Genomic DNA, 13,638 nt, shown 5'->3' with positions numbered 1-13,638 from the left:
AGGAACTCGAGCTGCATGCACGGGGAGATGGACTTCTGGCCGGCACGGCGAGAAGTCCGGGTGTCAAACGATCGCCGTGATGTGCTCGCAGCATTCAACGACCGCGGGCGAGATCGTATTAAATTCGATCTTCGGAATACCGAGTCTGAACGTACCGATACCATCTTCGATGCCCGGATCGTTGTTCAGCCGTGTAGTTCCCGGGGAATCGGACCGCTCAAACCATAGTCTTCGAAGTACGCAACAAATCCTTCACGTTGCGGAGAACAACAAACCAAACCGAACTCTACAGATCGGGTGGGAGGGAAGTAAGCCAGGCGTATTGGATACCACTTCGAGCCGAACCAATTCAAATACTGAATTCGAATCGGTTCGGCGTGCCGCGTCATGCGGATCCGGATTCCGCGTTTGTCGATCGGGTCAGCGTACGCCGGCTCGTTAAGCCATTCGAATTCTTTATTGAAAGCAAGCATTACAGTCTTCGATCTGTAGGGCTGAACTCATGATCTACTGAAGATCACTTCCATCCCTCAAGCCTCAGTGTCGCTCGTACGAGGCGTTGCTCCTCCTGCTCGATCTCACGCAGGCTCTCGCGCACTCCATTGATGTGATCTGCAGCTGCCCGATAAGCTTGCTCCGGCAACTTTCCTGTGACAGCGTTGTAGAGTCGTGCGTGCTGCCGGTCGATGAGCTTGCGATGCGGCTGCCTGTGGTAGAGGTTGTTCACTGACGCAAATACCGAGCTCAACAGCAAATCCGTGAGGGACCGCAGCGTATGCACGAGCACGGGGTTGTGCGACGCTTCGCAGATTGCCAGATGAAACGCGTGATCGAGCCGGGCATGCGTCGCTGGGTCCGTCTCAGTAACGTGTGCTGCAAGCATCTCGTCATAACGACGAGTAATCATCATGTAGTCGGCTGGCGTGCCGCGCAAAGCGGCGAGCCGAGCTGACTCCGCTTCCAGCATGCCACGCACTTCGAACAGGTCGTACAGCGTGCGCGGCTGCGATGCAAGCAGATGCATCAAAGGCGATTGCGGCGGCTGCGCTGTCAGGTTCGCAACGAACGATCCCTTCCCATGCGCTGTATCGATGATGCCCCGCGCCCGCAGGAGTTTCAGCCCTTCACGCAACGCCGTCCTTGATACGCCGAGCTTGTCCGTTAGACGGCGCTCCGAGGGCAACGCCTGCCCCGACGTCAACACGCCATCGACAATCAGTCTCTCGATGCGCTCCGCGACCACATCGGCAATATTGCGGTCGGGAACGCTGGCGGCGTTTTCGGTATCGGAAATCACTGGTATGACCACCTGGCAAACTGGTTCTGGCTAAACTCAATCATAACGCCAAACTCCATCAGTTGACTGCGCTAGTAGATTTTGCTGGCTTCGCGTCGAATAAAAACTGGTATTACCACCGACCGATCTCATCGACAACGGAACTTGAAACGTGAACAATCCGAGGGTACACGGATAAGCGGGGCGCGAAAGCGCAACCGCATGCCCACGGAGACATCCCATGAGTTACGCCTACGACGAACGGGTCGACGGCCCTCTTCCCGCACACGACAAAGCCACACTGGTCGCCGAACTGCAGCGGCTCGTCCCTTCGATGCAACTGCTGCACGACAAGGAAGACCTGCGTCCATTCGAATGCGACGGTCTCTCCGCGTATCGCACGACGCCGATGATGGTCGCGCTGCCCGATTCAATCGAGCAGATACAAGCTCTGTTGAAATTCGCTGCCGCACGCAAGGTGCCTGTCGTCGCCCGTGGCGCCGGCACGGGTCTATCAGGTGGCGCGCTGCCGCTCGAACAGGGCATCTTGCTCGTGATGGCGCGCTTTAACCGCATCCTGCACATCGATCCGGAGGCATCGGTAGCACGCGTTCAGCCGGGTGTGCGCAATCTCGCGATCTCGCAGGCGGCTGCGATTCATGGCCTTTATTACGCCCCTGACCCGTCATCGCAGATCGCCTGTTCGATCGGAGGCAACGTCGCCGAGAACGCGGGGGGTGTGCATTGCCTGAAATACGGCCTGACAGTCCACAACATCCTGAAGCTCGAGGTCTTGACCATCGAGGGCGAGCGTCTGACGATCGGCTCCGAAGCGCTCGACTCGCCGGGCTTCGATCTGCTCGCGCTGCTGACGGGCTCCGAAGGCATGCTCGGCATCGTTACGGAAGTCACCGTCAAGCTGCTGACGAAGCCGCAGAGCGTGAAAGTGCTACTCGCGAGTTTCGACGATGTCGAGAAAGCCGGCGATGCCGTCGCGCAGATCATCGGAGCGGGCATCATTCCCGGCGGCCTCGAAATGATGGACAACCTCGCGATCCGCGCCGCCGAAGAATTCATCCATGCTGGCTATCCGGTCGATGCCGAAGCCATCCTGCTGTGCGAACTCGACGGCGCCGAATCCGACGTGCGGGAAGATTGCGATCGCGTGGGCGCGTTGCTGCGCGAAGCGGGCGCGACCGATATCCGCATCGCGAAGGACGAAGCCGAACGCCAGCGCTTCTGGGCCGGCCGCAAGAACGCGTTTCCCGCCGTGGGCCGCATCTCGCCCGATTACTACTGCATGGACGGCACGATCCCGCGTCGCGAACTCGCGCGCGTGCTGCTCGGCATCGCGGATCTGTCGAACGAATATGGCTTGCGCGTCGCGAATGTGTTCCATGCCGGCGATGGCAACATGCATCCGCTGATTCTGTTCGACGCCAACGCACCCGGCGAGATGGAACGTGCCGAGACGCTCGGCGCGAAGATACTCGAACTGTGCGTCGCAGTAGGCGGCAGCATCACGGGAGAACACGGTGTCGGGCGTGAAAAGATCAACCAGATGTGCGTCCAGTTCAGCAGCGAAGAACTTACGCTGTTTCATTCGCTGAAGGCAGCGTTTGACCCCGACGGCCTGCTCAACCCAGGCAAAAACATTCCAACGTTACGTCGCTGCGCTGAGCACGGCGCGATGCATATTCATCACGGCAAGCTGCCGTTTCCTGAGTTGGAGCGCTTCTGATGCGACGTGAATTCGATTCGATGGATGACAGCGCCCGACTCGTCGCGCAAGTGCAGCGCGCAATTGCTGAACACAGACCGCTGCGCATTTGCGGCAGCGACAGCAAGCGCTTTCTTGGACGCGACGTGGGAGGCGACGAGCTCAACACGCGCTCGCACCGCGGCATCGTAGCCTATGAGCCGACCGAACTCGTCATTACCGCGCGCGCAGGGACTCCGCTCGCCGAGTTGAACGCAGTGCTCGATGAAGCCGGGCAGATGCTGCCGTGCGAGCCGCCGCTGTTTGACGGAAAAGGCACCGTGGGCGGAGCGGTGGCGAGCGGACTGTCGGGCCCCCGGCGTCCGTGGGCTGGCTCGATGCGGGACTTCGTGCTTGGCTGCCGCGTCGTTACAGGCGATGGTGATCATCTGCGCTTTGGCGGCCAGGTGATGAAGAACGTCGCAGGCTACGACATGTCGCGTCTGCTCGCTGGTAGCTTTGGAACGCTTGGCCTGCTGACAGAAGTCTCGCTGAAGGTGCTGCCGAAGCCCCGTGAGCGTCGCAGTTTCGCTGTCACACTTGACGCCCATGAGGCGATGCACGAACTGTCGTCCTGGCGCAAGACCGCGCTGCCCGTGAGTGGCGCGTGTTACGTCGAAGGCAGGCTGCATGTACGGCTCGAAGGTGGAAGCGGGTCCGTGAAATCGGCAGCGGACCGGGTCGGCGGCGAGGAAATCGACTGCGCGTTCTGGGACGCACTGCGCGATCATCAGCTACCGTTTTTCGGGGATACGCGCCCGCTATGGCGCCTATCGCTACCGAACGCGACGCCGCTGATGCCCTTGCCGGGCGATGCGCTGCTCGACTGGGCGGGTGCGCAGCGCTGGCTTAAGAGTGAGGCGCCGGCGGCAGAGATTCGCCAGCTTGCGCAGGCGGCGGGCGGCCATGCGACCTGCTTTACGCCATCACACGAGCGCGAGCCGTTTCAGCCGCTCGCGGCGCCGCTGCTGCGCTACCAGCAGCAACTGAAACGCCGCCTCGACCCGAATGGCGTGCTGAACCCCGGCCGGCTGTACACCGGTCTCTGACGCGAGCGCCATCATGCAAACGAATCTCGACTCTCACGCGAAAGCCCTGCCCGATGCCGAGGAAGCAGAAAGCATCCTGCGCTCGTGCGTGCATTGCGGTTTCTGCAACGCGACGTGCCCGACGTATCAACTGCTTGGCAACGAACTCGACGGACCGCGCGGGCGCATCTATCTGATCAAGCAACTGCTCGAAGGCCAGCCCGTCAGCGAGAAGACCCAATTGCATCTGGACCGTTGCCTCACGTGTCGCAATTGCGAAACAACCTGTCCGTCCGGCGTCACCTATCACCGCTTGCTCGATATAGGGCGTGCCGAACTGGAACGCCGGGTAGAACGGCCCATCAGCGAACGTCTGACACGTAAAGGCCTGCGCACAGTGATTCCGCGCCCGGTCGTGTTCGACGCGTTGCTCACGACAGGACGCGCGGTCCGGCCTTTGTTGCCCGGGAGTGTGCAAAAGAAGATCCCGGCGCGCGCCGCCGTGCCTGCGAAGGCTCGTCCTGTGGTGCGTCACGCTCGCCGCGTGCTGATGCTAGAGGGCTGCGTGCAACCCTCGCTGTCGCCGAATACGAATGCCGCTGCCGCCCGCGTGCTCGACCGACTTGGCTTGAGCGTAGTACCCGTCAGCGAAGCGGGCTGCTGCGGCGCGACCGACTACCACCTCAACGCGCAGGATGCGGGTCTCGATCGCGCGCGCCGCAATATCGATGCGTGGTGGCCGGCCGTCGAGGCAGGAGCCGAGGCAATCGTGCAGACAGCGAGCGGCTGCGGCGCGTTCGTAAAGGAATATGGGCATCTGCTGCGCAATGATCCGTTTTATGCGGCGAAAGCGGCGCGCGTGAGCACGCTCGCGCGCGATCTCGTCGAAATGCTTGTGCCCGAGCCGCTCGAAGACCTGCGGCTTGACCGCGACAACATCCGATTGCGCGTCGCGTTTCACTGCCCCTGCACACTGCAACATGCGCAAAAGCTCGGTGGCGCTGTAGAAGGTGTACTGATGCGGTTGGGATTCGATCTTTCAGCTGTGCCCGATGCGCATCTGTGTTGCGGGTCGGCGGGAACGTATTCGATCACGCAACCCGAGATCGCGAGGAAGCTGCGCGACAACAAAATGGATGCGCTGGAGAGTGGGCAACCAGATATCGTTGCGACTGCGAACATTGGATGCCAGATGCATCTGGATGGCGCGGGTAGGACGCCTGTGCGGCATTGGATCGAGCTCGTTGAGGAAATGCTCGATGCAGCGGATCGTTCGATGCAATGCCGCTTATTTGACTCAGCCGTGACAAACGGACTCGAGACGCCAAGCTGAGTCGCTATCGTGGAGCACGGTGAATGACTACGCAACTTTCGCATGCTGATCCCAGCCATGAGTCTTGCATCCAGGTTCGAAACAACGCCAGTCAAATCGGCTCTTCAGCGGAGACAGCGTTCGCCAACGCAGCTCCGCCCGGGCCGAATCTGCAGAATGCTGGGCGTGCGGGCACTGTCGGGCACGAAAGACGTTTTCCGTAGTAGGTAATGCGATTATTTCTGGGAGTTGTCAGCTATCGTACGAAACGCTTGTATGTCCTGCTCCGGAGTGCTCTTTACCTTTTCCGCCATTCGCGTCCATTTCCCGCCAATCGTCAGCGCAAAGCGCTCGCGCGACAATTGGCCTGCCGTTAGCGACTCGCTTCGTCCCGCAGCCGGAACTGCGCAACAGCATCGTTGAGCCGCACGCTCTGCTCTTCAAGCGAAAGCGCGACGGCCGACGCCTCGTCGACAAGCGCTGCGTTTTGCTGCATCGTCTGCTCCATTTTCGTCACGGTCACGTTGACCTGCTCGATGCCGACCGACTGCTCGTCTGAGGCGATGCTGATCTCCCCCATGATCGTGTTGACGCGCTCAACCGCATTGACGAGCTCGGACATCGTCGAGCCCGCCTGCGCGACCAGGCCGCCGCCCTCCTCGACGCGGCGCGTCGAAGCGCCGATCAGTTCCTTGATCTCCTTCGCAGCCGACGCGCTGCGTTGCGCGAGCCCGCGAACCTCGGTCGCGACGACGGCGAAGCCGCGCCCCTGCTCGCCGGCGCGTGCGGCTTCGACGGCCGCGTTCAGCGCGAGGATGTTGGTCTGAAACGCGATGCTCTCGATGACGCCGACGATGCCCGTGATCCGCGAGGAGCTTTCGGAGATCGCCGACATCGTCGCGACGACGCGCTCCATCGCCTGCCCGCTGCGCGCCGCGATGTCGGCGGCGCCCTCGACATGGCGGCGCGCATCCCGGGCGTTGTCGGCGTTCTGGCGCACCGCAGCCGTCAGCTGCTCGACGCTCGCCGCGGCCTGCTGCAGCGACACGGCCTGCTGTTCGGTGCGCGAGGACAAATCGACGTTGCCGCTCGCGATCGCGCGGACATCGCTGACAATCGTTTCCGCACTCGCGCGTACCTGCTGCACCGTCGCGGTGAGCCCGGCCTGCATCTGCTTCAACGCATTCAGCAGATAGGCCATCTCGTTTGCGCGAGCGACGACGACGGTGCCCGTCAGGTCGCCCTTGGCGATCTTATCGAAGTGATCGACAGCGAGATCGATGGGCTCGACGATCGCCCTCGCGAGCGCGCGCTGCGCGAAGAAGCCGACGATGAGCGCAAGCGCGGCTACCGCACCCAACGCCCAGACAATCTTGTGGAATAGCGCGGCAGCCGCGTCGTAGCGGGCCCGCTCGCGGTCAAACTGAAAGATTTCGAGGGCCTCGATCGCCTGCTGGTATGCGGCGAAAAGCGCCGGGGGCGCGGAACGCTGCGTATCGAGGAAATTGAATGCGTCGTCGTGATCGAGCAGCGACAGCGCCTTCAAGAAGACCTGGTCAAGCAGCGTCTGGCGGTTTTTTTGGAGCGAGTCGAACAGCGCCTGCTCGCGTGCATCCCGATCGTGCAGGCGCGCGTACGCGTCAAGTTCGTCGTTGCTTTGCTTAAGCAACGTATGGAGTTGCGCGATCTCATTCTTGGCGGGCTGGCCGGCGGCGATGATTTGCGCGACATCGTTAAACCGCTCGCGTACGACGAGCATGCGCTCGGAGCTTGTCTTGAGGTGCAGCAGCGACGCGGTGTCGTCGCGGTACATCGATTCAAGCGCCGCATTGCCCGCGTAAAGGCCGACGATACACGACCCGACCACCAGGACTAGCAGCACGGTGTAGCCGGCGATCGTCGCCGCGAGGCCACCGCGGATGGAAAGCTGTTTGAGCATGGGGCTGCCTTGAACTGGCGACCGGCACGCGACCGGCGGCGGATGTGTCTTTCGGGTCACGAAACACGCTTGCCTCTTCGTACAGTGTGGCAAACGCGGGAGTAATGGACGGAATAACGGCGCGGCCAATAGGAAGTTTTGCGCTAACGCGACATCGACATGGCAAATTGCGACGCCCGTATGTCGACACCGGCCCGGTGGAATTCGCTGGACAACCGGACATTGTGTTCGTTTGCGGCGGCGTCGACGTGCAGAACCTCACGACAATCGCGCATCCGTCCGCTTTACGCCGTTTTTCCCCGCATGGGTGTCGCGCTCGGCGGCCTCTGCACGGCGGCACCTATGATGCGCGCGCTGCGTTCGAGCGCGGTTCGGTCGACGCATGGGTCATCTGGGACCCGTTCTTCGCCGCCGCGCAGAAATCGCTGAACGCGCGCGTCGTGGCGGATGCGAGCGGCGTCGTCGGCAATCGCGCGTATTACTTTTCGTCGCAAAGCTATGTGACGAAGAATGCCGATGTGATCCATGCCGTCATCGAAGAAATCAAGGCGGTCGATCAGTGGGGCAAGCAGCATCCGGACGAACTCGCATCCGAACTGGCGGGCTTGTGGGGATTGCCCAAACCCGTCGTCGAACTCGCGGTGAGCCGGCAAACGTTCGGCACCGAACTCATCACACGGAGCATCATCAGCGAGCAACAGCGGATTGCCGATACCTTCGCCGAACTTCGGCTCATACCGAAGCATGTGGATGTGCTCAAGGCCGCGCCGCCTGATCTGGCGTGAGCGCGGCCTCGAAAGGAAGCGGTGTTGAGTGGAACAATGGCGCTTCCAGATCGCACGGCTTGCCAATCCGAAAGCGTCGCGACCGGTCGCAGCGGAAATCCGCTACCGTGAGACGCCCTCTTTCTCGCGCCAAACGCTGCGCCACGAGACGAACGCAAGCGTGGGGTGGTCGCATGAAAGTCAAGGCTGCCTCATGAGCGCTTCCCGCATGAAGCCCGAATACCGGGAGCAGGCGGCTCAGATCGAGTGTGGTCCGTTCAGCGGGCGGACTGCAACATGGCATGCAGCAGCACGTTCGCACCTGCCTGCGCCCATTCCTTTGTAATGGCTTCCGTTTCGTTGTGACTCACGCCGCCAATGCAGGGAATGAAGATCATGCCTGTCGGCGCGACGCGTGCGGCATAGATTGCGTCGTGTCCCGCCCCTGAGATCATGTCCAGGTGCGAAAGGCGCAGATGATTCGCGGCGCTGCGCACGGTCTCGATACACGCAGGCGCAAACGGCACGGGTGCGCAATCGAATATCTGCTCGAGCGTGTATGTGAGGCCCAGTCCTTGCGCAACGTCCGCTGCCTGCTTGCGAAGCGCGGCATCCATCTGGTCGAGCACCTGCGCATCGGGATGCCGGAATTCGACCGTCAGGAAACATTCGCCAGGCACCGTGTTGCGCGAGTTAGGACGCGATTCGATCATGCCGACGGTGGCGCGGCCATCGGGCGCGTGCCGGCGCCCCAACCCATCGACCAAATCGATCAGCCGGGCCGCGCCGACCAGCGCGTCGCGGCGCAGGTCCATGGGCGTGGTGCCGGCATGCGCGTCGGCGCCGTGCAGCGTGATTTCATACCAGCGCTGTCCCTGACCGCCCGTGACCACGCCGATCGTTTTACCCGCACGCTCGAGGATCGCGCCCTGCTCGATGTGCAATTCGTAAAGCGCATGCACATCGAACCCTCCAACCGGTTCAGCGCCGTCGTAGCCAATTTCCCTGAGAGCGTCGCCGATGGTCACGCCCGCCGCGTCGGTACGCGACAGCCCATAGTCGAGCGGATACACGCCTGCGAACACACCGGAAGCGATCATCGCAGGCGCGAAACGCGAACCTTCCTCGTTGGTCCAGAGAACGACATCGATGGGACGCTCAGTCACGAAACCCGCGTCTTCCAGCGTGCGCACCACCTCGAGCGCACCGAGCACGCCATAGATGCCGTCGTAGCGGCCGCCATTCGGCTGCGTGTCGGCGTGCGAGCCGCTCAGGACAGGCGCCAGCGATGGATTGCGTCCGGCGCGACGGGCAAAGATGTTGCCCATCTGGTCGACACGCACCGTACAACCCGCTTCTTGCGCCCATTGCACGAACAGATCGCGCGACTCGCGATCGAGCTGCGTCAACGCGAGGCGCCGCACGCCGCCTTTTTCGGTTGCGCCAATCTGCGCCATGCGCTCCAGAGCGTCCCATAGGCGCGTCGCATCCACGCGGAGATCGGCTGTCATTGCGGTGTCTCCTTGTCTTGTTCGCCCGCATGGGATTGCGTGGGTGCATCGCTTGCCATGCGATAGCGGAAATCGCAACGCTTGCCACCTTGCATGATCGTGCTCGTCCGCTCGAGCTTGACGCGTGCATCGTAGCCTTCGATGAACAGGCTATCGCGCGCGCAGCTCAGCAGGTGGCCGATCTCGCCCAGGCCCATCGCGTGATACATCTCGGCATAGCGGCAGCGTTTTACGTCGTAGTCGTAATGTGCGTCGTCGGCGCGCAGCACCTCGACCTGCAGCGCGTCGTCCTTTTCCCAGAGCGTTTGCAGTGCGATGAACGATGCGATGCTCGTACCGCCCGGCTCGCGCTGCGCGAACTGCTCGCCCGCCTGCACAGCAGCGCCGCTGATCGCTTTCGCGATCACGGCCTGAGCACGTTCGATTCCGAAGTCGCGCTTCAATATTTCGTAGATGGGTTTGATAATTTCAGCCTCGATGCGCCGCCGCGCCAATATGCCGAGGTTGTCGATCGCGTCCTGTTCAGGCGTACGTATACTCATTGCCCTTTACTCCTTTGCAGTCTGCGTGGCCGGCGCATTGGCCAAGCCGCCCAGTACGTCCACCACATTCCATGAACCGCCCTTCACCTGATAGATCGTGTAGGCCGGGTCCTTGAGATTGCCCTCGGAATCGAACGCAATCGTCCCGGTGATGCCCGGACGCTGGATCGCGTGCAGCGCCGCCACCAGCCGCTTCGGGTCGGTCGAACCGGTCTGTCTGATCGCCGCGATCAGCGTGGCGGCGGCGTCGTATGCGAACGGCGCGTGCAGCTCGATTGGCGCGTGATAACGCGCGCGATATTGCGCATCGAACTGTTTTCCGCCTGGCATGCGCTCGAGCGGGCGTCCCGGTTCCAGCGCAGTCACGCCGTCGCCTTGCGGGCCCGCGAGCTTTAGGAAGGTCTGGCTGACGAACCCGCCGCCGCCCAGCAGCGTCGCCTGCATCTGCAACTGCCGCATGCGCCTGACGATGGGTGCGGCCTCGCTATCGATGCCGCCAAGAAACACGAGGTCCGCGTGCTGCGCCTTGATCGCCGTGAGCACGGCGCTGTAGTCGACCGTCTTGTCCGTTGCGTACTGGTGCGTGACGATGGTGCCGCCGTTGTTCTCCACGCCTTTGATGAACTGGTTCGCGAGTCCGGCGCCAAACGACGTCTGATCGTCGATGACGGCAATCCGTTTGGCCTTCAGCGCTTTCACCGCGTACGCGCCCGTGTACGCGCCGCTCCCGTCGTCGTGCCCCATGATCCGGAACGCCGTGTCGAAGCCCTGCTGCGTGTAGGCATGACCAGTCGACGCAGGCGCAATCTGCGGAATTCCGGCATCGTGGTAGACGCGCGACGCGGGCACGCTGCAACCGGTATTCCAGTGCCCCACGACACCTGCCACATGCTGGTCGACCAGTTGCTGCGCGACGCTCACGGCCGTGCGCGGGTCCGACTGGTCATCGACGGATACGAGCTTGAACACGACAGGCTTGCCGTCGATCGTGGGGTGCGTGCTGTTGGCGTCATCGACGGCGAGTCGCGCACCGTTTTCCAGATCCTTGCCGATGCGCGCCGACGGCCCGGTAAGCGGTCCGACTACGCCGATCAGCACGGTTTGCGGAGCCTGCGCGTGAGCGTAGCCCATCCCCGCGAGAAACGCGGAAATCGCCACGAGGGCGCAATGCAGAGGCTTGTGTCTGTTCATGATCGAGGACCGTAGTTGTGTGGGCGCGGCCGTCGCTTCGACAGTGAATCACCGCGAGTCATAAGATGAGAAACATTAACGAGATGTGCCCAAGGGCTGCAAAGCAGCAAAAAGCAGATTGATATGCCCGCACGGCATTTGGCGCCTATCTCAATGTTTTTGCATATGTTTCTCACTTTTCTCATGTCCTGCCACACACGCCTATAATTTGATACATGAAAAAAATTCAGCATTTGGCGAGTGATCCACCCTTGCGTGCGGTTCGCACCTTCGAGGCATTTGCACGCCTCGGCTCGGTGGCTGAGGCCGCCCGTGAGCTCGGCGTGACGCCTTCGGCTGTCAGCCATCAGCTGCAGTTGCTCGAAACGTTCGTGACCACTGCGCTGACGGTCCGCGACGGCCGCGCACTCTCGCTGACCGACGACGGCCGCGACTACTACCGCTCCATCAGCACTGCTTTTGCCGTGTTGCGCAGCGCGACGGGATTCGTGCGCGAGCGCTCGACGCGCAGGCAGATCACCGTGAGTCTGATCCCGCTGTTCGGGATGGGATGGTTCATTCCGCGCCTGCATGACTTTCTGGAAGAGAATGACGACGTGGACGTCACGGTGCTCTACGCGAACCATCGCTACTACCACAGCGATGCCGCCGACCTTTCGATCCGCTTCGGCACGGGCGACTGGACAGGCTATCGGAGCACGCGCCTGCTGTCGGGTGCGGTCGTGCCCGTGTGCACGCCGCGCTTCCTGCGGCGTCACGGTCCATTCAAACGCCCCGCCGATCTGGCGAACGTCCCGCTCGTCCACGACGAAGATCGAAGCACGTGGGCTCACTGGCTGCAAAGCGCGGGGGTGAAGCACGTTGCACGGACGGAAGGTCCCCTGTTCGAGGATGGACAGTTGGCCTTGAATGCGGCGCTCGCCGATCTCGGTGCTGCGCTGTTACGGGCGCCCCTGATCGAACGCGAACTGGCGGCAGGTCAGTTGGTCAGGCTATTCGAGCACGAGCTCGATGATGGGCGGCACTATTATCTTTGCGCGCGTGCCGGCACCGAACTGCCCGATGGCGCGCAAAGACTGGCGCAATGGATCGTGGACACGTTGGCGAAGAGACACGGCGGCAGAGCCGCTGCCTGAGATGCAGCGACTCTGCCGCCCCTATGTTCGCCCGCTATGACGACGCTACGCTCATTGCGCGTTCAGCCCGCGCTGTTGGCAAGCGATTGGCGATTGCGTCAGCGGGCGATCGCCCGTCAAAGTTCACATCGACCGGCACGCCACGGAGCCAGGTTTAGCGGGCCGTGCATTCCGGGGCTTCATCCCACGAACGGCAGCTTGCCCTCACGCGCCTCCGTGAGCATCGACACGGTGATCTTGCGCACTTCCAACTTGCTCTGCGTGATATGGGCGCGCAACAGCATCGCCGCTTCTCCGCACTTGCCCCGATCGATGAAGCGAAGCATCGTCGCATGCTCGTCGTACGTCGCGCTGGTGCGATGCGGCTTCAGAAAATCCAGCCGGCGCACGATGCGGATGCGCTCCGTCACTTCGTTGTGAACGCGCAGCATCTCGCCGTTGCCGCTCGCGCGTACGAGTCCGCGATGGAAGTTCTCGTCCATGCCGAACATCGCGACGGGATCGCTTTCGCGCGCCTCGGGCGGTACGCACCAGATGGCCATCAGTGCATCGATCTCCGGATGCGGAGGAGCGGAGGTGGCGAGTTTGTCGAGCGACGCCATCTCCAGCATGGCTTCGACATCGTTATCGACAAGCGCGCGTTCATACGCGATGAACGCGCGTTCGACTTCGGCTACGGTGTCGGGTCGATTCAATTCCCAGGTTGCATAAAGCCAATCAGACGAGTGTGATGTTCCTGCCCCACACGCATCGCATGTTCTTGAATGACGGCGTCACCCTTAACCGCGGCTGTCGACCCAGTTGCGTCCCCAACGTGTCGAGTGCTGCAGCGCCTGCTCTTCACTCACGAAGTAATCGAGCGAATAAAAGCGGTATCGGCAATCACCGTGCGCGCTATCGGTACGTTCGAGCAGGAGATTGGATGAAAAGCTACCGTCGGGCAAACGATGCGCCCAGGGTTGGACGGCATAGCCGTTGTACTGCTGAATACGTTCGTTTTTCATTATAATTTTAATGATGTCGGAGCGCGCGAATGTCGCGCGGAGTGTGCGTGCTGTTATAGCCGTGGAAACCTACGGCGATACAGTCGGAGCACGAAAAAGTGGGCGGTTTCAACAGTGAAGTGCAACGCGATTAATGAAACGTAGCTTGAGGGCGTGAAGCGGTTTCGAGCATGCGT

12 protein-coding genes and 1 pseudogene are annotated in these 13,638 nt (G+C 61.9%); 5 read left to right on the top strand and 8 right to left on the bottom strand.

The window, feature by feature from the left end:
• Positions 1-185 precede the first annotated feature (185 nt).
• Together J8I87_RS46485 and glcC are read right to left on the bottom strand one after the other, a co-directional pair.
• Positions 186-473 (bottom strand): DUF1349 domain-containing protein, encoded by a 288-nt coding sequence (locus J8I87_RS46485; RefSeq protein ID WP_209937507.1) that lies wholly within the window; start codon positions 471-473, stop codon positions 186-188.
• Positions 474-517: 44 nt separating this feature from the next.
• Positions 518-1,294, bottom strand: coding sequence for a transcriptional regulator GlcC (gene glcC, locus J8I87_RS37965; RefSeq protein ID WP_313068078.1), 777 nt, complete (start codon positions 1,292-1,294; stop codon positions 518-520).
• Between the two features lie 223 nt (positions 1,295-1,517).
• Between glcC and glcD the strand changes: the two genes are divergently transcribed.
• From glcD to glcF, 3 genes are read left to right on the top strand one after another with little or no spacing between them, the layout of a single operon-like run.
• Positions 1,518-3,017 carry a glycolate oxidase subunit GlcD gene (gene glcD / locus J8I87_RS37960; RefSeq protein WP_209937505.1) on the top strand — a complete coding sequence of 500 codons (1,500 nt, stop codon included), beginning with the start codon at positions 1,518-1,520 and terminating at the stop codon, positions 3,015-3,017.
• Positions 3,017-4,084 carry a glycolate oxidase subunit GlcE gene (gene glcE, locus J8I87_RS37955; protein WP_209937503.1) on the top strand — a complete coding sequence of 356 codons (1,068 nt, stop codon included), beginning with the start codon at positions 3,017-3,019 and terminating at the stop codon, positions 4,082-4,084. The genes glcD and glcE overlap by 1 nt, the downstream gene beginning before the upstream one ends.
• A 13-nt stretch (positions 4,085-4,097) precedes the next feature.
• Complete coding sequence (gene glcF / locus J8I87_RS37950; protein ID WP_209937502.1) at positions 4,098-5,396, top strand: glycolate oxidase subunit GlcF; 1,299 nt, start codon at positions 4,098-4,100, stop codon at positions 5,394-5,396.
• Between the two features lie 352 nt (positions 5,397-5,748).
• Here the strand turns inward: glcF and J8I87_RS37945 are convergent, their stop codons facing one another.
• Positions 5,749-7,314 carry a methyl-accepting chemotaxis protein gene (locus J8I87_RS37945; RefSeq protein ID WP_209937501.1) on the bottom strand — a complete coding sequence of 522 codons (1,566 nt, stop codon included), beginning with the start codon at positions 7,312-7,314 and terminating at the stop codon, positions 5,749-5,751.
• A 344-nt stretch (positions 7,315-7,658) separates the two neighbouring features.
• Between J8I87_RS37945 and J8I87_RS37940 the strand changes: the two are divergent.
• Positions 7,659-8,099: pseudogene (locus tag J8I87_RS37940) on the top strand (sulfonate ABC transporter substrate-binding protein); the annotation flags it as partial.
• Positions 8,100-8,356: 257 nt separating this feature from the next.
• On the opposite strand, the gene J8I87_RS37935 reads toward J8I87_RS37940, so the two are convergent.
• Genes J8I87_RS37935 through J8I87_RS37925 form a run of 3 tightly spaced genes read right to left on the bottom strand, consistent with a single transcriptional unit; the run spans position 8,357 to position 11,262 of the window.
• A complete protein-coding gene (locus J8I87_RS37935) occupies positions 8,357-9,589 on the bottom strand; it encodes a M20 family metallo-hydrolase (protein WP_209937500.1) in 1,233 nt (410 codons plus the stop codon).
• The gene (locus J8I87_RS37930) at positions 9,586-10,131 is read right to left on the bottom strand and encodes an L-2-amino-thiazoline-4-carboxylic acid hydrolase (RefSeq protein WP_209937499.1); all 546 of its coding nucleotides are present in this window, start codon (positions 10,129-10,131) and stop codon (positions 9,586-9,588) included. The genes J8I87_RS37935 and J8I87_RS37930 overlap by 4 nt, the downstream gene beginning before the upstream one ends.
• A gap of 6 nt (positions 10,132-10,137) precedes the next feature.
• Complete coding sequence (locus tag J8I87_RS37925) at positions 10,138-11,262, bottom strand: branched-chain amino acid ABC transporter substrate-binding protein (RefSeq protein ID WP_245254457.1); 1,125 nt, start codon at positions 11,260-11,262, stop codon at positions 10,138-10,140.
• A gap of 275 nt (positions 11,263-11,537) precedes the next feature.
• Between J8I87_RS37925 and J8I87_RS37920 the strand changes: the two genes are divergently transcribed.
• On the top strand, positions 11,538-12,458 hold the full coding sequence (locus J8I87_RS37920; protein ID WP_209937496.1) for a LysR substrate-binding domain-containing protein: 921 nt from the start codon (positions 11,538-11,540) through the stop codon (positions 12,456-12,458).
• Positions 12,459-12,637: 179 nt separating this feature from the next.
• Here the strand turns inward: J8I87_RS37920 and J8I87_RS37915 are convergent, their stop codons facing one another.
• Both J8I87_RS37915 and J8I87_RS37910 read right to left on the bottom strand, forming a co-directional pair.
• Positions 12,638-13,153 (bottom strand): FCD domain-containing protein, encoded by a 516-nt coding sequence (locus tag J8I87_RS37915; RefSeq protein ID WP_209937495.1) that lies wholly within the window; start codon positions 13,151-13,153, stop codon positions 12,638-12,640.
• A gap of 84 nt (positions 13,154-13,237) precedes the next feature.
• On the bottom strand, positions 13,238-13,462 hold the full coding sequence (locus tag J8I87_RS37910; protein WP_209937494.1) for a hypothetical protein: 225 nt from the start codon (positions 13,460-13,462) through the stop codon (positions 13,238-13,240).
• Positions 13,463-13,638 lie beyond the last annotated feature (176 nt).

Origin of the sequence: Paraburkholderia sp. LEh10 (assembly GCF_017814945.1) — a bacterium.
In the GTDB taxonomy this organism is placed as follows: Bacteria; Pseudomonadota; Gammaproteobacteria; order Burkholderiales; family Burkholderiaceae; genus Paraburkholderia.
The sequence above is the reverse complement of the archived record's forward strand: the minus strand, read 5'-3'. Positions and strand labels throughout refer to the sequence as shown.